We start from the raw sequence: 19683 nt of genomic DNA on the forward strand, positions 1-19683 counted from the left end.
TAAAAAATGAAGGTTTTATTTATTGGCGATATTGTAGGTTCAATTGGTCGAGATGCGGTGGAAAAATATTTACCTCGCTTAAAAAAGAAATATAATCCAGACGTTGTCATTGCCAATGGTGAAAATGCTGCGGCAGGACGTGGCATTACTCATAATATTTATAGTAGCCTGCTACAAATAGGTGTAGATGTAATTACAATGGGTAATCACACATGGGACAATAAAGATATTTTCGATTTTATCGATGATGCGGATTATTTAATTCGTCCTGCTAACTTTTCAAGTGAGGCACCTGGTAAAGGTATGGTGCAAATTTCTAAAAACGGTGTGACATTATCTGTCATTAATTTACATGGTCGTGTATTTTTACCTCCTCATGAGGACCCATTCGCAATGGCAGATAAGCTAATTGAGGAAGCCCGTCAAACGTCACCACTTGTTTTCGTAGATTTTCATGCGGAAGCGACTAGTGAAAAGATTGCCCTTGGCTGGCATTTAGATGGCAAGGCTTCTGCGGTTGTGGGGACACATACACATGTACAAACGGCCGATGCAAGAATTTACCCGAACGGCACAGCCTATATTACGGATGTAGGTATGACAGGTCCATATGATGAGGTTTTAGGCATGACGAAGGATAGTGTCATTTATAAATTCCAAACAAATATGCCATCCCGTTTTGAAGTACCGAAAAAAGGTCGAGAGGTTTTAAGTGGTTTCTTTGTAGAGATGGATGATCGAACAGGGAAAGCTACTGCCTGTGAACGCATTTATATAAATGAGGATTATCCGTTTCAAGGATAAATAAGTCGAAGTATGTTGGTTTACGACTCTTTTGCTGTGGATACAGGTTTATTTGTGAAACTAGTCTATTTCCGTTTTGCGGAGCATAAAATGTGCTACGGACAATAACTTGAGGTCCAAAAAGGGGGACATGAGTTGTTGAGCGTAAACACTATTCGCGAAACGGGGAGGAATAATTGTGGATTCATTAAAAGTATCATCACGCTCTAATCCAAATTCAGTTGCAGGTGCATTAGTCGCGGTAATCAGAGAAAAAGGGCAGGCAGAAATGCAAGCAGTTGGGGCAGGTGCACTTAACCAAGCCGTAAAAGCAGTGGCCATTGCACGCGGATTTGTAGCGCCAAGTGGCACAGATTTAATTTGCGCACCGGCGTTTGCCGATATTTTAATTGCTGGTGAAGAACGTACAGCCTTGAAGCTGCTCGTGGAAAAACGTATTCGATAAAAAAGTAATGAACTAAAATGCCTTGTCACATAATAACGTGGCAAGGCATTTTTTCGTTTTCCTGTTTACATATGATACATGTCACTTGAAATAGAGGTGTGATTTTGCTTGGATTTGAAAATTACAACTTTATGAACAGGATTTTCAGTCAAAGGTCTGATTTTCGCCTAAATCGTTGAGAAACAATAGTGCAGAAGGTTTCTTCGTGTTAAACTTATGAAGGAAAAATAATAGTACACATTGGATTTAAGGAGTTGTTGACATGTTACATCAGCTTTCATGGAAAGTCGGTGGGCAACAGGGTGAAGGGATTGAGAGTACAGGTGAGATTTTCTCAATGGCAATGAATCGTCTAGGCTATTTCCTATACGGTTATCGTCACTTCTCTTCTCGAATTAAAGGTGGCCATACGAATAATAAAATTACAGTTCGTCCAACAGAAGTGCGTGCAATTGCGGATGATTTAGATATTTTAGTGGCATTCGATCAGGAAACAATCGATGTCAATTATAAAGAGCTCACAGAAAACGGTGTTATTTTAGCGGATGCAAAATTTGACCCGGTCAAACCAGAAGATTCAAAGGCACCATTATTTGCTGTTCCATTTACAGAAATAGCAGCAGAGCTTGGTACATCGTTAATGAAAAACATGGTAGCCATTGGAGCAACAGCGTCATTGCTTAACCTAGAGGATGCAGTGTTCCAAAATGTTGTCGATGATATTTTTGGGAAAAAGGGCGAAGAGGTCGTTCAAAAAAATATGGAAGCCATTACACGTGGTCGTCAAATTATGAATGAGCTTTTGGGTGAACGTGTAGGCCAATGGGAGCTTGCACCTGCAGACGGCAAACGTCGTATGTTTATGATTGGTAACGATGCAGTGGCACTTGGTGCATTAGCTGCTGGGACACGCTTTATGGCAGCATACCCAATTACGCCAGCTTCTGAAATTATGGAATACTTAATTAAGAAGCTACCGAAATTCGGTGGGACAGTTATCCAAACGGAGGATGAAATTGCTGCGGCAACAATGGCAATCGGAGCTAACTTTGGTGGTGTACGTTCCTTTACTGCTTCAGCAGGCCCTGGTCTTTCATTGATGATGGAGGCAATTGGTCTTTCAGGTATGACAGAGCAACCATTAGTAGTAGTAGATACGCAACGTGGGGGCCCTTCAACTGGACTACCAACAAAGCAAGAACAATCGGACTTAATGGCTATGCTTTACGGAACACATGGAGAAATCCCTAAAGTAGTCATTGCGCCTTCAACAATGGAGGAAGCATTTTTTGATACAATCCAAGCATTTAATATTGCAGAGGAATTGCAATTACCAGTTATTTTAATGACAGATTTACAATTGTCTCTAGGGAAACAATCGGTAGAACCGTTTGATTACGATAAAATTGAAATCCGTCGAGGTAAAATTGTGATTGATGACCTTGATGAGGCTGTCGATAAAGCCTACTTCAAACGCTATGAAGATACTGAAGATGGGATTTCACCTCGTGTTTTACCAGGTACATTGCATGGTATTCACCACGTTACAGGTGTTGAACATGATGAAACAGGGAAGCCATCTGAGGCAACGGGCAATCGTCAAACACAAATGGATAAACGCTTCCGTAAATTAGAGAGTTTGAAATTTGATAACCCTGTCTTTGTCAATGCACCACATGAGGAAGCGGATATCTTATTAGTAGGCTTTAACTCAACAAGAGGAGCTATCGAGGAAGTGCAAGAACGACTTAATGCGCAAGGAATGAAAGTGAATCATGCGCATATTCGTTTAATTCACCCATTCCCATCTGCGGAAATGGCACCTCTTGTAGCACAAGCGAAAAAAGTAATCGTTGTAGAAAATAACTATACGGGTCAATTGGCTAATATTATGAAGATGAATATTGGTGGTCACGACAAAATCGCGACAATTACTAAATATAATGGTACGCCATTCTTGCCAGGTGAATTAGAAAATCGTGTGAAGGAGTTGACTCGCTAATGGCAACATTTAAGGATTTTCGTAATACAGTGAAACCAAACTGGTGCCCAGGTTGTGGAGACTTCTCTGTACAAGCAGCTATTCAACGTGCTGCAGCAAATGTCGGAATTGAGCCAAATGAACTTGCTGTGATTTCAGGAATTGGTTGTTCAGGACGTATTTCAGGCTATATTAATTCTTATGGATTCCATGGTATTCATGGTCGTGCACTACCGATTGCACAAGGATTAAAAATGGCCAATCGTGATCTACATGTCATCGCTTCTGGTGGTGATGGTGATGGATTTGCTATCGGTATGGGGCATACAATTCATGCTATCCGCCGTAATATTGATATTACGTATATTGTAATGGATAACCAAATTTATGGTTTAACAAAAGGTCAAACATCGCCACGTTCTGCTGCTGGATTTATTACAAAATCTACACCAGGTGGAGCGATTGAACCATCATTGAAACCATTAGAGGTAGCATTAACAAGTGGTGCAACATTTGTGGCACAAGGCTTCTCTACTGATATTAAAGAGTTAACAGCTTTAATCGAAGCTGGTATCAACCATAAAGGCTTCTCATTTATCAATGTCTTTTCACCTTGTGTAACGTATAACAAAGTGAACACATACGATTGGTTTAAAGAGAATTTAACAAAACTAGCGGATGTAGAAGGCTATGATCACAATGATCGTGGTATGGCAATGCGTACAGTGATGGAGAATGAGGGCTTAGTAACAGGTGTTATTTATCATGATACTGAAACAACATCGTATCAAGAAAAAGTACCTGGCTACTCAGAGCTACCATTAACAGATATCGATATTAAAATGAGCGAAAATGATTTCAATGATTTAGTAAAAGAATTTATGTAAAAATGATAGAATCAAAGCATTTGGAATGAGAGGACATTCCAAATGCTTTTTTTATGCTTTAGTAAGGAATCGCGAGTAAAAGCCTAGCTACCGCGAGTATTTAGAGATGAATCGCGAGTAAAAGCACAGCCATCGCGAGTATTTGATATTGAATCCTTATAAAATCCTTATAATTGTTTTTTACACTAAGGTCATCGAAAGGATGATGACTAATGATGAAAGATTTAATATTGAAGACTGAAAATCTTAATAAGTCGTTTAAAGGGCAAAAAATTGTAGATAATGTATCGTTAGAAATCCAACGTAATACAGTCTACGGTTTACTTGGACCAAACGGAGCGGGGAAATCCACAACATTAAAAATGATGACAGGTATGTTACGACCAAATGCCGGAAATATCATTTTTAATGGACATACATGGACACGAAATGATTTACAGGACATCGGCGTGTTAATTGAAACACCTCCCTTGTATGACAATTTAACAGCAACGGAAAATTTACAAGTTCGCACGATAGCGTTAGGTCTACCGCAAAGTCGTATTGAAGAAGTATTAAAAATTGTAGATTTAACGAAAACAGGGAAAAAACGGGCCGGGCAGTTTTCCTTAGGTATGAAGCAACGATTAGGTATAGCGATTGCGCTGTTAAACAAGCCAAAGCTGTTAATTTTAGATGAACCTACAAATGGACTGGATCCGATTGGTATACAGGAGCTTCGTCAGCTTATTCGCTCATTTCCAGAGCAAGGCATCACCGTTATTTTATCTAGTCATATTTTGTCTGAGGTGGAACAGGTCGTGGATGACATTGGCATTATTGCTGATGGCAAGCTTGGCTATCAGGGACCGGCACCACAAGGTCAGGAATTAGAATCACTATTTATGCAGGTTGTTGCTACCAATAGAAAGGTAGGTTACTAGCATGATAGCCATAATGAAAGCGGAAAAATTAAAATGGAAGCGAACATTTATTGCCAAGCTACTTTGGCTTACGCCCCTTGTGACCTTACTGATAAGTGCCGTGCTGATGGGTGGCGTGTATTTTCAAACAGGTGCTTATAACTGGTGGTATACTATGCTGCTACCAGGCGCACTGACGATTTGCTGTGCCTTAGTGGTCGAAAAGGATAAAAAAATAAAATACCATAGTATTCTTGCTTTACCACTTGATCTTAAAAAGATTTGGCTAGGAAAAATAGTATCATTAAGCATATGGCTTCTTGTGATTACGATTATTTTCTTTGGGGGAATCACGGCTGGGGGCTGGCTATTCGGTCATAGTTTACCAATAGCGAGCAGTTTACTAAGTACTTTTGTTATTTTCCTGACGTTTTTGTGGCAAATACCTTTATGTCTTTTCCTAGCAGCTAAATTAGGCACCTATTTGACCATCTTACTCAATGTAGTAGCCAATATCTTAGGGATTGTTGCCTTTGCGGATGGGGAACTATGGTATTATTATCCATTTGCAATTGGTGCACGTTTATTATGTTCTACACTTGGCATATTACCAAACGGTCTACCAGTACCACAAGGTAGTCCTTTATTGGATAAAGGCGTTATACTTCCGGGCTTACTGATAGCACTAGCTTGGTTTATGATGATTAGCTTTCTAACTGCGAAGTGGTTCCAAAAAAGGGAGGCGAACTAGCGGATGGACATGTTACGATTATTGAGAGTGGAATGCCTTAAAACAAAACGAACACCTTTTTTGCTGACACATATACTTGTCCCCCTTGCTATTTCTGGGCTATTTCTAGCCTACTACTCCTATTCGCCATGGGATTTTCAAGGAAAAGTAACTGCCTATTTTCAGGGGTTAGCTTGTGGGCTACCGATTATTATAGGATTAGTATGTGCTATGGCATCTGAGCAAGAAGCAAACGCTGGTCGTTTCCAAGGTATGCTAGCTACAACAAACATAAAAATAAAGGCATACATGAGCAAGCTCATCTTATTATTATTGTTTAGCTTTGGAGCCATCTTTCTATCTATAGCTATTTTTAGTTTTGGCTTTAGAGAATTATTACATGAAGTAGATTTGAGCTATTCATTTTATAGTATGGCTGCATGTATTCTATTCGGCAGTCATGTGATTTTCTATATGTTACATTTATTTGTAAGCCTCCAATTTGGTAAAGGCGCTTCGATTGGTTTAGGTATTGTAGAAGCGCTGTTGGTCGCCCTATTGCTTACAGGCTTAGGGGATCATATTTGGCCCTTTTTACCTTATGGATGGAGCGGTCATTTTGTTTCATTATGGATTTTAACATCGATGGGAACCGATATAAAATTGCTCGAAACAAGTATCCAAACTGGCATAATGGCGTGCTTAGGGGGTATCATATTGACTTTTGCGCTGTCTTGTTTATGGTTTTGGAGATGGGAAGGTAGAGCATCTGAAAATTAGAGGGTGAATTATGGCAAATATATTAGTAGTGGATGATGAAGTAGATATTTTAATGTTGATAAAGAATGCACTTTATAAAGATAATCACTTAGTAACCATTGTGTCCGAACCGACAGAAGTAGGAAAGATGGATTTAGGTTTCTTTGATTTAATTTTGCTTGATGTGATGATGCCTATTATGGATGGCTTTACATTGTGTGGGCAAATTCGGCATGCTGTAGATTGTCCGATTCTTTTTCTTACAGCTAAATCCTTAGAAGAAGATGTGATGTATGGTTTAGGCTTAGGTGCAGATGATTATTTGATTAAACCATTTGGTATTGGAGAGCTACGGGCAAGGGTGAATGCGCATATCCGACGGGAAAGCAGAGAGAAGCGGAACATCCTTTATAGTGATAAAGTTCATTTTAATCTTTCTGGTAAAGAATTGTTTGTTCAGAATGAGCGCGTCCTGCTAACTAAAAGTGAGTATGAAATATGTGAATTTTTAGCACGGCATCGTGGGCAAGTTTTCTCAAAAGAACAGATATACGAATCAATTTTTGGGTTTGATGGCAAAAGTGACAGTACAGCGATAACAGAACATGTCAAAAATATTCGGTCAAAGCTACATGCGTTTGGCATAGATGTTATTGATACGGTTTGGGGGATCGGCTATAAATGGAGATGATAAAACCGAGGAAAGGAACACACCTTCATACATTTTTCCTGAGATATTTATTCTTTCTTTGCTTAAGTATCATTTTATTAGGGGCACTATTAATCGGTTTATTTATGTTTGCTTTTTCAGCTACTATTATTTTGCCAGCCAATTATGCTGAAACACAAATCACTTTAGCGAAAGACCGTATTGCTACAAGCAGTGAGGTCACAGATGATATGATTCCTGATCTTGTAGACTACGCAGTGATTTCTAATAAGGGGGAATTTCTTTCTGGTACTTTAACAGAAAAAGAGGCTTCCCATGCATGGCGTTTAAAGCAAAAGGGAGAGACGAAAAGTAATGTTCGATTTTATGCATTTGTTGAGCGAGAACAGGAAGTGTGTATTTTACGCTATGGTTTAGTCCCTGAGTATCGCTCACCTGTTATGAGAAAATATTTACCTAATCCCCAATTAACGGCTTTACTATTGTTTATTATAGGCGTTATCGTACAGGCAACGGTACTTGCTGTGCATTTCGGCAGAAGACTTAAACGAAAAATGTTGGGCCTACAAGAAGCCATTGAAAAAATCCAACATCAAAATTTAGATTTTCATATAAAACCATCTGGGATTCGAGAAATTGATGATATTGCACTTTCCTTTGAGCAGATGAAGGAGGCATTAAATACTTCATTGACACAACAATGGCAGGCAGAGAGAGCACGCAGAGAACAAATTTCTACACTTGCTCATGATTTGAAAACACCTCTTACGATTATTAGAGGAAATGCGGAACTTTTATTGGATACTGTTCAAGATGAAGTACAAAAAGAATACAACACTTATATATTAAAAAATACGCTAGAAATTGAAAAATTTACAAAGCAATTAATGGATATATCCAATATGGAGCAAAGTGTTGGTGGTGTAAAAACAACTGTAGAGCTGGCTTCATTTATACAACAGCTAGAACAGCAAATGAAGGCGCTTGCTTTAGAAAAAAATCTTGAAGTTAGTGTAGAAAAGGATAAACTGCCTGATGCCTTTATGATAGAGGAGGAGCTTTTTTATCGGGCTTTATTAAATTTGATTGTTAATGCTATAGAGCACACGCCACATAATAGCAAAGTCACTTTATCTGTTCAGGGAGAGTCCGATATTATTCATTTTACTGTGATGGATAGTGGGGCTGGTTTTTCATCGCAAGATTTAAAGAGAGCCACAAAGCAATTTTATCGGGGAGATCCAAGTAGAAATGCAGCAGACCATCATGGCATGGGGCTTTATATTGCCGAGTCCATCATTCAAAAACATGGTGGAACACTAACGTTGGCTAATGATTCAATAACGGGAGGAGGAAAAGTGATAATCACCATTGCGACGTCTTAATTATAAGATGTCTTTTTTTATTGTTAGTAATTATTTAGCGATCAATCGCGAGTAAAAGCACAATTAAAGGTTTCATGTAAAAATTGTAGGGGGCGGTGCGGGCAATGTTCTTTTAAAAAATGCTACAATAAAAGAAAAAAAGAGGCGATGCACGTGAATAACGTCATTGATTTTATTGCAAAGAAAAAGGAACGTGAAGATCGAAAGCGTGCTCAGGAATTAGAGCGTTATGTAGCTACACAGTGTAATTTTCAGCAACCTGAAAATATTGATGCTCTTGTAGATGACAAACTGATTGAAGTGAAGGATCATACGTTGTTTCTGGGCTTTCTATCTATTTTAAAAGATGAGCAAATCGAGCCGCTCACGATTTTTCAAGATGTCTTTACGTTAGAACCTTCTCGTTTTGAGATGTCCTACAATATGAGATGGTGGTCAGTTGTGCAACTGGCGTTTACATTTTTAACAATTTTAAAGGAAAATGAGCCGCATACATATGCAGATTTTTTAGGTCTCTCCAAATAATCTAGGTATGTGTACGTCTGGTAAAGCCAACGTACACATACAAAACTAGATTTCTTCTTAATCTCCTTCATTCAGCTTTACAATGCCCCTTCACTTATTAGGTATTTTCATAGATATTTATAATTTCTCAATAATTTTTACTAAATATTTTTAAGACCTCCATACTTGCTTAATGTTTGTTTTATACCATTAGGATTGTAAGCAAATAAAAATAAACCAAAACAAATGGAGGGTCCAACACATGGCAATTCAAAAATTGTGGAAAAAAGGTCTAATCGGTGCATTAGCCATTTCCATGTTGGCAGCTTGTTCTGACAGTTCATCTAGTGCAAATGAGGTAAACAAGGATTTATCGCTTGAAGAAATTACAGAAAAGGCAAAGGAAGAGGGCACTGTTAATTCTGTTGGTATGCCAGATACATGGGCGAACTGGGTGGAAACTTGGGAAGAGTTAGGAACCGAATATAGCATTAAACACAAGGATACGGATATGTCGAGTGCTGAGGAATTAGCGAAGTTTGAAGCAGAGAAAGATGATGCGACAGCAGATATTGGGGATGTTGGAATTGCTTTTGGACCAATCGCCAAGGACAAGGGCTTAACATTACCATATAAAACTTCCTACTGGGATGAAATACCGGATTGGGCAAAAGACGATGAAGGAAACTGGATTGTTGGCTATACTGGAACAATTTCTTTTTTAACAGATACAAATAATGTAAAGAATGCCCCGACCTCATGGAAGGATCTGAAAAATGGGGATTATACAGTCAGCATTGGGGACGCATTAACAGCTAACCAAGCGCAGTTTGCTATTTTAGCAGCAGCTATGGCCTTTGGTGGAGATGAGTCAAACATCCAGCCGGGCGTTGATTTCTTTGCTGAATTAGCGAAACAAGGTCGTTTACAGGGGGATCCATCAGTAGCGAACTTAGAAAAAGGTGAAATTGATGTAGCGATTTTATGGGATTTTAATGCATTAGGCTATCGTCACCAAATCGATGAGGAGCGCTTCGACGTAGTGATACCAAAGGAAGGATCTGTTACTTCTGGTTATGCAACAATTATTAATAAATATGCCAAAAACCCCCATGCTGCCATGCTAGCACGTGAATACATTCTATCTGACGCTGGTCAAGAAAATTTAGCAAAAGGCTATGCGCGCCCGATTCGAGACAACGTAGAACTTCCACAAGATGTAAAGGATTTATTATTACCAGCAGATATGTATACGAATGCACAGCCAGTAAAAGATCAAAAGAAATGGGAAGAAACAACAAAGCAAATCCCTCAACTCTATCAAGAGCAGGTGTTAATCCATGCAAAATAACAAAGTGGTTCTTATTGTCATCGATGCATTGCGCTTTGATACAGCCTGTACACATATGGGATTCTTGCATCATTTAGTGGAGCGTCAGGTGGCTGCTCGCTATAAGATTTGCGCAGAGGTGCCATCATTATCAAGGCCATTATATGAGACGATTTTAACGGGGACACCCCCTATTGTTCATGGCGTTACTAGCAATATGACGGTACGCTTATCGACTCAGAAAAGTGTCTTTCATGTCGCGAAGGAGCATGGTTTGTCCACGGCAGCCTCCGCCTATCATTGGGTGAGTGAGCTTTATAATAGAGCACCATTTAACTATATGGAGGACAGGCTACAGCTTGATACGCAATTACCGATTGACAATGGCTTGTTCTATTTTGAGGATCATTATCCAGATAGTCATGTATTTGCTGATGCAGCTTGGTTAATGGATCAAAAGCAGCCTGATTTCCTTTATATTCATCCTATGAATGTTGATGATGATGGCCACAAATTTACGGCGGATTCTGCACAATATCGCAATCGTGTGTTAGCGATGGATGCCCTACTCTCGTTATTTATTCCAAAGTGTATGGCACAGGGCTATGAGGTAATTGTGACGGCTGACCATGGTATGACAAGTGATGGTAATCATGGTGGAACAACGCATGAGGATCGTCATGTCCCACTGTTTGTCATTTCGGATTCCGTCAAGGCTGGTATAAAAGAAGGGATTATTTCGCAACTACAAATTGCACCACTGTGCTGTCATTTATTAAATATGGAGCCTGCGGATGATATGGTGCCTCTTTTGCTAGAAGGTATGTATACAGCAAAAGAGGTGTAACTAAGAGTAGTCGCTCCTTTTAGGTTGGAGCGACTACTATCCCTCTTATGCCATAAGTAATTATAGAAAGAAGTGGTTGTGTTGATATCGAAGCGGCAGTCCATTGCCTGGCTTTCGCCTTTTCTTGTTCTACTCTTATTATTTTTCCTAGTACCTTTACTGTATATGCTTATTACGAGCTTTCAAAATAGTGAGGGCTTTACATTAACACAATACGAGTCTATTTTTACGAACGACTATATTTTGCAAGGCTTTAAAAATAGTATTACATTGTCTGTTGTATCGGCTGTCATTGCATTAGTAGTCACATTGTTCGCTGTTTATGCCATGATGAAGTTGACTGAGCCAGTACGGGAGAAAATTTTAATACTAACGAACTTAACATCCAATTTTTCAGGTATACCACTAGCATTTGCTTTTATCGTTTTACTTGGTAATAGTGGTCTATTTACATTGTTATTTGAAAAATGGGACATTGATGCTTTGACATCCTTTTCTCTTTATAGCTGGGGCGGTTTGTTACTTATTTATATTTACTTCCAGCTGCCATTATCGCTTATGTTGTTATATCCCATTTATGATGGGATTCAGCAACAGTGGAAGGAGGCAGCAGCTTTATTAGGAGCGTCTAGTTGGCAATTTTGGCTGAAGATTGGTTTGCCAGTTATGTTACCTGGGATTGTAGGAACGTTTAGTGTGTTATTCGCTAATGCAATGGGAGCGTATGCCTCTGCCTATGCTCTAACAAGCAGTAATTATAATTTAGTGGCAATTCGTATAGGTTCCTTAATAAAAGGTGATATTTTTGCTCAGCCAGAGCTAGCTAGTGCCATTGCAGTTATATTAGCAGTGACAATGGTGACAGCCATGCTAATTAGTGAGTGGAGCATCTCTAAAACAAGGAGGAAAGTAAAATGAAAAAGCGAGGCTTGGCTGATTTCTTTTTCCTCCTGTTAGTAGGGTATTTACTATTGCCAGTATTGGCAACGACGCTTTATGCATTTGCATCGAAATGGAATAAAACGATATTACCAGAAGGACTTACACTAAAATGGCTTGCCACATTGTTTCAGGATACCGATTTTATCCAGGCATTTGGCCGTTCTGTGTTATTAGCAAGTGGTGCGGTTAGTATTGCACTCCTTGTCATTGTGCCAGCCATTTTCGTTATTGTCTTGTACTTTCCTACATACGAAAAATGGATACAGATAGCAGTGGTCATGGTCTATTCTTTCCCTGGAATCATTTTAGCTGTAGGGCTCATTCGAGTGTATAGCCAAATAGGTATACCAATGATATTCGTTGTTCTAGGAGCCTATGTGGTGGGTATTCTTCCTTATATCTATCAAGGAACAAGAAATAGTTTAAGAAATATAGATGCAAGGCAGCTACTTGATGCGGCCCAATTGCTTGGTGCATCGAAAAGACAGGCTTTCACAAAAATTCTACTGCCTACCGTTTATCCAGGCTTATTTGCAGGTGCTTTGTTATCATTCTCCGTCTTATTTGGTGAATTTGTTTTGATTAACCTTGTGGTTGGTTCTCGCTTTGAAACAGTTCAAATTTACTTAATGAAAAAGCTTAGCACAAGTGGACATATTGCAAGTGCAGTTGTTTTTATCTATATCGTGCTAATGGGTCTATTAACATTTGTCATTGCCATTGTAACAAAACGATCGAAAGGTGCTACAAATCTATGAGTTATCTTATTATTGAAGGGCTTCATAAAAAATACGGACAAGCAACGGTTTTAAGCAATATTCAGATGAATATCCAAAAGGGTGAATTTATTACATTGTTAGGTCCTAGTGGCTGTGGCAAGAGCACCATTTTACGCATTGTGGCAGGCTTAACAGATGCATCGTCTGGTAAAATTACAATTGAAGGAAAAGATATGAGTGGCGTACAGCCAAAGGATCGTCAAGTGGGCATGGTCTTTCAATCCTATGCACTCTTTCCTAATATGACTGTGCAAGAAAATGTTGCCTTTGGTTTGCGCATGCAAAAAGTCAATGCGGCAGACATCGAGCAGCGTGTTCAAGAAATGCTAGCCCTCGTTCATCTAAGTGAGAAAGCCAATGCTTACCCGAAAGAATTATCGGGGGGGCAACAGCAGCGTGTTGCTCTGGCACGTGCGTTAATCGTCCGTCCTAAAGTGCTGCTATTAGATGAACCCCTTAGTGCACTCGATGCTCAAATTCGCAAGAAGCTACAAGCAGATTTACGAGCTATTCAACGTAAGCTCAATATGACAATGATTTTGGTAACACACGATCAGGAAGAGGCTATGGCCGTTTCAGACAGAATATTTGTCATGAATAATGGGAGCATTGCTCAAAACGGTACACCAACAGAGATTTATACAAGACCGAATAATGAATTTATTGCAAACTTTATTGGGCATTATAATGTCTTTACACGCGAGACTTTAGAAAACATGCTTGGAGAATCTTTAATCGAGCAAGCCTCTAAATTTGCCATTCGACCAGAAGCACTGCATCTCAATCAACGAGAAGGAGATATGTGTCTAGTAGGGATCGCTAAACAATCATTAATGAGTGGCAATATTATTCGTACTACATTTGATGGTGAAACGGTGTTTACAATGGAACAACTACATCAACAAGGCTATTCGATCGAAATGGGCAAATCCTATAACTGTTATGTCGCAAAAGAAGATGTGATTGCACTATCATGACGTACGCCAAACTTGAAAGATTTGATTTTATATTAAAGCAATTAGAGAGAGACGGGAAAATCATTGTTGCCAATATTGCCGATGCTCTTCAGGTGGCACCAGAAACAATTCGCCGAGATTTTGATGAATTAGAGCAGCAGCATTTATTATCAAGAGTCCATGGTGGGGCTATTAAATATACGAACGTGCGCAACGAGCCCGTATTTTTACGCAAGCTGCAAATGCAAAAAGAGGCAAAGCGCCAAATTGCTCGTATGGCAGCAAAACGTATTTGTGATGGCGATACCATTGCAATTGATACAGGTACGACAACGGTCCATATGGCAGATTTTTTACTAGCGGTTGATGATATAACGGTTGTAACGAACTCGATTGCAGCAGCAATACAATTTAATTTAGCCATAGAAGAACGACGTATGACAGGCAAGGTCATATTACTGGGAGGCACTGCGAATCCAAAACAATCTTCAGTTGCAGGCGCTATGACTTTAGAGATGCTTGATAATATGAATTTTGATAAGACATTTTTATCGTGCGGTGGTATTAGTGAGGGCATTGTTTATGATTACGATTTGGATGAATCCCTTATTTCTAAGAAGATGCTCAAGCATAGTAAAGTGAGTTATTTATTAGCCGATGCAACCAAAATAAATGGCAAATCATTTTTTCGAATTTGTCATCTTGATGAATGTACAGAAATTCTTTGTGAAAGCACTTGTCCATTAGAATGGCAAGCCTATGAGGAAAAATGGACGGTATGTAATGGAGGGAAAAGCTGATGACAATTGATTATCATGTACATTTAGAAGAGGGACCCTATTCATTTCGCTGGCTAGAGCGTACATCACAGGCACTGGAGTTTTTCCAGCATGAGGATGAGGCGAAAAAAGGCTCCAAGCAACAAATGTTCTATCAAGTACAGCGGTTAGCACAGCGAGTACAAAAGGGCTGTTATAGTGAGGAATGGTTGGATTTATATCTCGAACAGGCCAAGCAGCTTGGCTTGCGTGAGGTAGGCATTGTCGATCATTTATATCGTTTTCAAGAAACGCGTGCCTATTTCGAACGCTTTATGAGGTTGGATGATAGTGAGATTGGTCAAGTACAGCGCTATTGGCTAGATCGCGTGATGACAGAGAATATAGATGCCTTTGTGACGACCATCCAACAGGCGAAGGAAAAATGGCGTCAACATGGCATTACTTTGAGACTGGGTATAGAGGCAGATTATTTTATTGGCGGGGAAGAGCAATTAGCTGCTTTATTAGCTGGTTATCCTTGGGATTATGTGATTGGTTCTGTCCATTTTGTTGACGGCTGGGGCTTTGATAATCCTCAAACACAACATCTTTTTGAGCAAATGGATCAGTCTGCTTTACAACAAAGTTATGAGCAATTTTTTAAGGTTGTCGAGCAAATGATTCATTCCAATATGTTTGATTTTGTTGCACATTTAGATAATTTTAAAGTATTTAATTATCAGGTGGAGAATCATGCTTTTCTTGATGCCTGGTATAAACGGATTGCCCAGGCCCTAACGACAACTCAAACTGCCACTGAAATCAATGCTGGGCTGTATTATCGTTACCCTGTAAAGGAAATGTGCCCAGGCCCTCGTTTTTTACAAACCTTACTTGACCATGGAGTGGCTTTTACTATATCCTCTGATGCGCATTTCCCTGATGATCTAGGTAAATATACAAGTGCTAATACCGAGCTACTAAAAAGTCATGGTGTTCAAGCAATTGTTGCTTTTGAGGAGCGAGTCAAAAAAATGATAGCATTAACGTGATGGAAAAAAGGTGATGTCAACAGCAGAAACAGCCATTTTGAAAGGCGAGGGGTTGATTTCCGTTCCGCCAGCGTCCTTTCCAGGGGGCGTCCGACGAGCCGCTTCACTCACTCCGTTCGCTCCAGTGTCTCAGCTGTGACGCTAATCCCCTAGGAGTGACGTTGGCTCCACTCCAATCAACCATTCTGTAAAAATGTCTTTTCCTGAACAAAATAGCCCATTATTTATATATAAGAGAGGATAGCCTCTTATTTTCAATGTAGAGAAGTGATGTGTGGCAACACCCCTCCATAAAGAGTAGTGAATACCTTCACTTGAACCTTTGCTAAAAAGTTAGTTTTGTTTTTCAACACTATGAAAAGGCACTAAAGTTACATAATAGTGCCTTTTCATTCTGTTACATAAGTATAATGTAGCTTGCATACAAATGATTAAAATCATTTTTATAATGTGAGGCGAGTCAAATTGACATGTATAAAAGAACAACCCTTTTTACCTATTATTATACAATCGGGTCAGCATGCCTACGGGGTGGCCCGCTCTTTTTATGAAGCGTATCGTATCAAGAGTCTTGTTATTGAGCCCACTGTAAAAGGGCCAACAATGCGTTCACTCATTTTGGGAGGCTCACAGGGAATTGCTACGCAAAATAGTAGCATTCTGGATTTTCACTATGTAGAGCATCTAGATGACCCTGTCCATTTTGTACAAGCTTTAATCGGGGTTGCTATGCAGTGCCAACAGAATAAATTGATTTTAATCGTTTGTGACTGCTATTATGCAGAGCTTATCATTGAAAATAAAGAACGGCTTGAAAAATATTTTATTTTACCTTATATAGATCAAGCTTTACTAAAGAAGGTGCAAACGAAGGAAAAATTTTATCAGCTTTGTGATCAGTATAAGCTAAACTACCCCAAAACCATGATCATAACTAATGAGCATCACGCAGTCAGCGAACTCCCTTTCCAGTATCCCATTATCATTAAACCTTCCAATTCAGTGACATATACGCACTGTTCATTTCCCGAAAAGAAAAAAATATTTCTTGCAAATAACGCCAGTGAGATGCAGCACATTATTCGCAGTATTTATCGTTCTAGCTATGAAGATTCCTTGATTGTTCAAGAATTTATTCCAGGTGATGATTCTTCTATTCGTGTACTAGATGTATTTGTAGGAAGAGATCACAAAGTCAAATTGATGTGTGTCAGCAATAAACTGCTTGAAGACCCTTCTCCGCAAAATAAAGGTATTTCTTTAGCTGTCATGACAGACTACGACGAGCAGCTAATGGATTCCATTGGATACTTTTTAGAGGACATTAGCTATACAGGTTTTGCTAATTTTGATATGAAATATGATGCTCGAGACGGGAACTATAAGCTATTTGAAATGAATTTGCGAGCGGGGGCTTCCAGCTACTATGTGACGGCGAGCGGTCATAATTTAATGCAGTATATGGTGGATGATTATTTGCTTGGCGTTCATCATGAACGAACGTATGTCCAAACTAAGCATCTATGGTCACTACTTCCGCTAAAAACTTTATTTAAACACATGAACAATGAAAAATTAAAATTAGAAGCAAAGCAATTAGTGAAAGAAGGACGATACACAGATGCATTACTTTATAAAGAAGATATGAATATTAAGCGTTGGATGAAGCTGAAATTGTATAATCAGTACTTACATGTAAAGTACAGCAAGTATTTTAATGAAAGCGATGGTTAGCATATGTAAACGAAAGGATAGTGCTTCAAAACTGAAGGATATAAAACCCTAAATGAAGGATAGAACGCCAAAGCTGATGGATAATTACTCCTATCATCATGTAATTAAGTCGAAACCACGACATTTGAGGCGCAAACCTTGTAGGAAGTATCAACTATTCAGTATAATAATAAAATGGGAATTCAAGTGCATGGATTTCGTTTGAAAGGAGTTACCTGATTGCGATGAATGAGGAACAACGCTTAGCTAATCAACAGGTCAATCAACCAAAAAAAGAAGACAAGCCTGAAAAGGATTATAGTAAATATTTTGAGAAGGTCTTTACAGCACCTTCCTTAAAAGATGCTAAAAAACGTGGCAAAGAAGATGTCAAGTATCATAAGGATTTTAGCATTGCAGAAGAGTTCGCAGGAATGGGCAAAGATCGCACCTTCTATATTCGTACTTATGGCTGCCAAATGAATGAGCATGACACAGAAGTGATGGCCGGGATTTTTATGCAGCTTGGCTACACACCAACAGAGATGATTGAAGAGGCTGACGTTGTCTTGCTGAATACATGTGCTATTCGTGAAAATGCAGAAAACAAAGTATTTGGAGAACTGGGTTTCCTGCTGAAATATAAACGAAAAAACCCTGAGATGCTTATCGGGGTTTGTGGCTGTATGTCGCAAGAGGAATCTGTTGTTAATAAAATTTTAAGAAGCTATCCACACGTCGATATGGTATTTGGTACGCACAATATTCACCGTTTACCAAACATTTTAAAAGAAGCCTATATGTCGAAGGAAATGGTGATTGAGGTTTGGTCTAAAGAAGGCGATGTCATTGAAAATCTGCCGAAAAAACGCCTTGGCTCCATTAAGGCTTGGGTTAATATTATGTATGGTTGCGATAAATTCTGTACGTATTGTATCGTTCCATATACTCGTGGTAAAGAGCGTAGTCGTCGTCCAGAGGAAATCATTGCCGAAGTTCGTGAGTTAGCGGCTGCGGGCTATAAAGAAATTATGCTGCTGGGACAAAATGTCAACGCTTACGGGAAGGATTTTGAGGATATCGACTATCGTCTTGGCGATTTAATGGATGAATTAAGAAAGATCGATATTCCACGTATCCGTTTTACTACGAGTCATCCGCGTGATTTTGATGATCATTTAATCGAAGTCCTTGCAAAGCGTGGCAACTTAGTGGAGCATATCCATTTACCAGTTCAATCTGGCTCGAATGACGTCCTAAAAATTATGGCGCGTAAATACACACGTGAGCATTTCCTTGGTTTAGTAGACAGAATTAAAGCCGCAATACCTGAAGTAACATTAACAACAGATATTATCGTTGGCTATCCGAATGAAACAGAGGAGCAATTTGAGGAAACATTGTCCTTATATCGTGAAGTTGGCTTTGAGGCTGCATTTACGTATATTTATTCTCCTCGTGAAGGAACACCAGCTGCCAAAATGGTCGACAATGTACCTGAAGAGGTGAAAAAAGAGCGTCTTCAACGTTTAAATGAAGTGGTGGGTGAATACTCACGCAAAGCATTAGAACGTTTAAATGGTGAGGTTGTCGAAGTATTAGTTGAAGGTACAAGTAAACGACGAGACGATGTGCTAGCGGGCTATACGCGGAAAAATCGTTTAGTTAACTTTAAAGCACCAGCAGAAGTAATTGGTCAATTAGTAAAAGTAAAAATAATAGAGACTACATCTTATTCACTTACTGGTGAATTTGTGGAAGTCGTAAAAAATGAAAAGGTGGAAGCGTAAATGACACAAGTGTTATATACAAAAGAAGATTTAATTAAAAAATCACATGAAATTGCACATATGATTGCAAATACACCAGAGGTTGAATTTTTCAAAAAGGCAGAAGCACAAATTAATGAAAATCAACAAGTACGTGAACGTATTGCAAGCTTAAAAAGCTTACAAAAACAGGCGGTTAATTTCCAACACTTAGGGAAAGAAAAAGCATTAAAAATGATTGAAGATAAAATTGCTAAAATCGAAGAAGAAATTAATGCTATCCCAGTTGTGCAACAATTTAAAGAATCACAAGGCGATGTCAATGATTTATTGCAACTGGTATCGAATACCATCGCAAATAATGTTACAAATGAAATTGTTCGCTCAACTGGTGGCGATGTTCTTCGTGGTGAAACGGGTTCATACGTAGAAAATACTCAACCAGGTAGCTGCTCTTAATAAATCCT

General features: G+C 39.0%; 20 protein-coding genes. All 20 read left to right on the forward strand.

Annotated features, from left to right (window positions below; all coding sequences use genetic code 11):
- The first annotated feature begins 6 nt into the window (after positions 1-6).
- On the forward strand, positions 7-804 hold the full coding sequence (locus V6670_RS05705) for a TIGR00282 family metallophosphoesterase (protein WP_338653061.1): 798 nt from the start codon (positions 7-9) through the stop codon (positions 802-804).
- Between the two features lie 178 nt (positions 805-982).
- On the forward strand, positions 983-1249 hold the full coding sequence (locus tag V6670_RS05710; protein WP_004224903.1) for a stage V sporulation protein S: 267 nt from the start codon (positions 983-985) through the stop codon (positions 1247-1249).
- Positions 1250-1511: 262 nt separating this feature from the next.
- Positions 1512-3251, forward strand: coding sequence for a 2-oxoacid:acceptor oxidoreductase subunit alpha (locus V6670_RS05715; protein ID WP_036121251.1), 1740 nt, complete (start codon positions 1512-1514; stop codon positions 3249-3251).
- On the forward strand, positions 3251-4117 hold the full coding sequence (locus tag V6670_RS05720) for a 2-oxoacid:ferredoxin oxidoreductase subunit beta (protein ID WP_036121248.1): 867 nt from the start codon (positions 3251-3253) through the stop codon (positions 4115-4117). Before V6670_RS05715 ends, V6670_RS05720 begins: the two co-directional genes overlap by 1 nt.
- 215 nt (positions 4118-4332) lie before the next feature.
- Positions 4333-5040: a lantibiotic protection ABC transporter ATP-binding protein gene (locus tag V6670_RS05725; protein ID WP_141903589.1), complete on the forward strand. Its 708-nt coding sequence runs from the start codon at positions 4333-4335 to the stop codon at positions 5038-5040.
- 1 nt (position 5041) lies between these two features.
- Positions 5042-5770 (forward strand): lantibiotic immunity ABC transporter MutE/EpiE family permease subunit, encoded by a 729-nt coding sequence (locus tag V6670_RS05730; RefSeq protein ID WP_141903501.1) that lies wholly within the window; start codon positions 5042-5044, stop codon positions 5768-5770.
- A 3-nt stretch (positions 5771-5773) separates the two neighbouring features.
- Positions 5774-6529: a lantibiotic immunity ABC transporter MutG family permease subunit gene (locus tag V6670_RS05735; RefSeq protein WP_141903502.1), complete on the forward strand. Its 756-nt coding sequence runs from the start codon at positions 5774-5776 to the stop codon at positions 6527-6529.
- Positions 6530-6539: 10 nt separating this feature from the next.
- Positions 6540-7199, forward strand: coding sequence for a response regulator transcription factor (locus tag V6670_RS05740; protein ID WP_141903503.1), 660 nt, complete (start codon positions 6540-6542; stop codon positions 7197-7199).
- Positions 7190-8563, forward strand: coding sequence for a HAMP domain-containing sensor histidine kinase (locus V6670_RS05745; RefSeq protein ID WP_338653067.1), 1374 nt, complete (start codon positions 7190-7192; stop codon positions 8561-8563). The genes V6670_RS05740 and V6670_RS05745 overlap by 10 nt, the downstream gene beginning before the upstream one ends.
- Before the next feature lie 147 nt (positions 8564-8710).
- On the forward strand, positions 8711-9088 hold the full coding sequence (locus tag V6670_RS05750) for a 2-oxoglutarate ferredoxin oxidoreductase subunit beta (RefSeq protein WP_338653069.1): 378 nt from the start codon (positions 8711-8713) through the stop codon (positions 9086-9088).
- Positions 9089-9329: 241 nt separating this feature from the next.
- The gene (locus V6670_RS05755; RefSeq protein WP_141903506.1) at positions 9330-10418 is read left to right on the forward strand and encodes an extracellular solute-binding protein; all 1089 of its coding nucleotides are present in this window, start codon (positions 9330-9332) and stop codon (positions 10416-10418) included.
- The gene (locus tag V6670_RS05760) at positions 10408-11244 is read left to right on the forward strand and encodes an alkaline phosphatase family protein (protein ID WP_338653071.1); all 837 of its coding nucleotides are present in this window, start codon (positions 10408-10410) and stop codon (positions 11242-11244) included. Before V6670_RS05755 ends, V6670_RS05760 begins: the two co-directional genes overlap by 11 nt.
- Positions 11245-11316: 72 nt before the next feature.
- Positions 11317-12162 (forward strand): ABC transporter permease subunit, encoded by an 846-nt coding sequence (locus tag V6670_RS05765; RefSeq protein ID WP_170829782.1) that lies wholly within the window; start codon positions 11317-11319, stop codon positions 12160-12162.
- Positions 12159-12944 carry an ABC transporter permease subunit gene (locus V6670_RS05770; protein WP_141903508.1) on the forward strand — a complete coding sequence of 262 codons (786 nt, stop codon included), beginning with the start codon at positions 12159-12161 and terminating at the stop codon, positions 12942-12944. The genes V6670_RS05765 and V6670_RS05770 overlap by 4 nt, the downstream gene beginning before the upstream one ends.
- Entirely contained in the window at positions 12941-13942 is a 1002-nt protein-coding gene (locus V6670_RS05775) for an ABC transporter ATP-binding protein (RefSeq protein WP_141903509.1), read from the forward strand. The genes V6670_RS05770 and V6670_RS05775 overlap by 4 nt, the downstream gene beginning before the upstream one ends.
- A complete protein-coding gene (locus V6670_RS05780) occupies positions 13939-14721 on the forward strand; it encodes a DeoR/GlpR family DNA-binding transcription regulator (protein ID WP_141903510.1) in 783 nt (260 codons plus the stop codon). Before V6670_RS05775 ends, V6670_RS05780 begins: the two co-directional genes overlap by 4 nt.
- On the forward strand, positions 14721-15734 hold the full coding sequence (locus V6670_RS05785) for a histidinol phosphate phosphatase domain-containing protein (protein ID WP_338653075.1): 1014 nt from the start codon (positions 14721-14723) through the stop codon (positions 15732-15734). Before V6670_RS05780 ends, V6670_RS05785 begins: the two co-directional genes overlap by 1 nt.
- 465 nt (positions 15735-16199) lie before the next feature.
- The gene (locus V6670_RS05790) at positions 16200-17468 is read left to right on the forward strand and encodes an ATP-grasp domain-containing protein (protein ID WP_338653077.1); all 1269 of its coding nucleotides are present in this window, start codon (positions 16200-16202) and stop codon (positions 17466-17468) included.
- A gap of 224 nt (positions 17469-17692) precedes the next feature.
- Complete coding sequence (gene miaB, locus V6670_RS05795; protein ID WP_338653078.1) at positions 17693-19237, forward strand: tRNA (N6-isopentenyl adenosine(37)-C2)-methylthiotransferase MiaB; 1545 nt, start codon at positions 17693-17695, stop codon at positions 19235-19237.
- Complete coding sequence (locus tag V6670_RS05800; RefSeq protein WP_058844648.1) at positions 19238-19675, forward strand: RicAFT regulatory complex protein RicA family protein; 438 nt, start codon at positions 19238-19240, stop codon at positions 19673-19675.
- Positions 19676-19683 lie beyond the last annotated feature (8 nt).

This window comes from Lysinibacillus sp. Y5S-8, from assembly GCF_036894365.1.
GTDB lineage: Bacteria > Bacillota > Bacilli > Bacillales_A > Planococcaceae > Lysinibacillus > Lysinibacillus fusiformis_D.

Coding starts and splice junctions, on each gene's coding strand:
- V6670_RS05705 (WP_338653061.1), top strand. CDS start 7: ATGAAGGTTTTATTTATTGGCGATATTGTAGGTTCAATTGGTCGAGAT.
- V6670_RS05715 (WP_036121251.1), top strand. CDS start 1,512: ATGTTACATCAGCTTTCATGGAAAGTCGGTGGGCAACAGGGTGAAGGG.
- V6670_RS05720 (WP_036121248.1), top strand. CDS start 3,251: ATGGCAACATTTAAGGATTTTCGTAATACAGTGAAACCAAACTGGTGC.
- V6670_RS05725 (WP_141903589.1), top strand. CDS start 4,333: ATGAAAGATTTAATATTGAAGACTGAAAATCTTAATAAGTCGTTTAAA.
- V6670_RS05730 (WP_141903501.1), top strand. CDS start 5,042: ATGATAGCCATAATGAAAGCGGAAAAATTAAAATGGAAGCGAACATTT.
- V6670_RS05735 (WP_141903502.1), top strand. CDS start 5,774: ATGGACATGTTACGATTATTGAGAGTGGAATGCCTTAAAACAAAACGA.
- V6670_RS05740 (WP_141903503.1), top strand. CDS start 6,540: ATGGCAAATATATTAGTAGTGGATGATGAAGTAGATATTTTAATGTTG.
- V6670_RS05745 (WP_338653067.1), top strand. CDS start 7,190: ATGGAGATGATAAAACCGAGGAAAGGAACACACCTTCATACATTTTTC.
- V6670_RS05750 (WP_338653069.1), top strand. CDS start 8,711: ATGCACGTGAATAACGTCATTGATTTTATTGCAAAGAAAAAGGAACGT.
- V6670_RS05755 (WP_141903506.1), top strand. CDS start 9,330: ATGGCAATTCAAAAATTGTGGAAAAAAGGTCTAATCGGTGCATTAGCC.
- V6670_RS05760 (WP_338653071.1), top strand. CDS start 10,408: ATGCAAAATAACAAAGTGGTTCTTATTGTCATCGATGCATTGCGCTTT.
- V6670_RS05770 (WP_141903508.1), top strand. CDS start 12,159: ATGAAAAAGCGAGGCTTGGCTGATTTCTTTTTCCTCCTGTTAGTAGGG.
- V6670_RS05775 (WP_141903509.1), top strand. CDS start 12,941: ATGAGTTATCTTATTATTGAAGGGCTTCATAAAAAATACGGACAAGCA.
- V6670_RS05780 (WP_141903510.1), top strand. CDS start 13,939: ATGACGTACGCCAAACTTGAAAGATTTGATTTTATATTAAAGCAATTA.
- V6670_RS05785 (WP_338653075.1), top strand. CDS start 14,721: ATGACAATTGATTATCATGTACATTTAGAAGAGGGACCCTATTCATTT.
- miaB (WP_338653078.1), top strand. CDS start 17,693: ATGAATGAGGAACAACGCTTAGCTAATCAACAGGTCAATCAACCAAAA.
- V6670_RS05800 (WP_058844648.1), top strand. CDS start 19,238: ATGACACAAGTGTTATATACAAAAGAAGATTTAATTAAAAAATCACAT.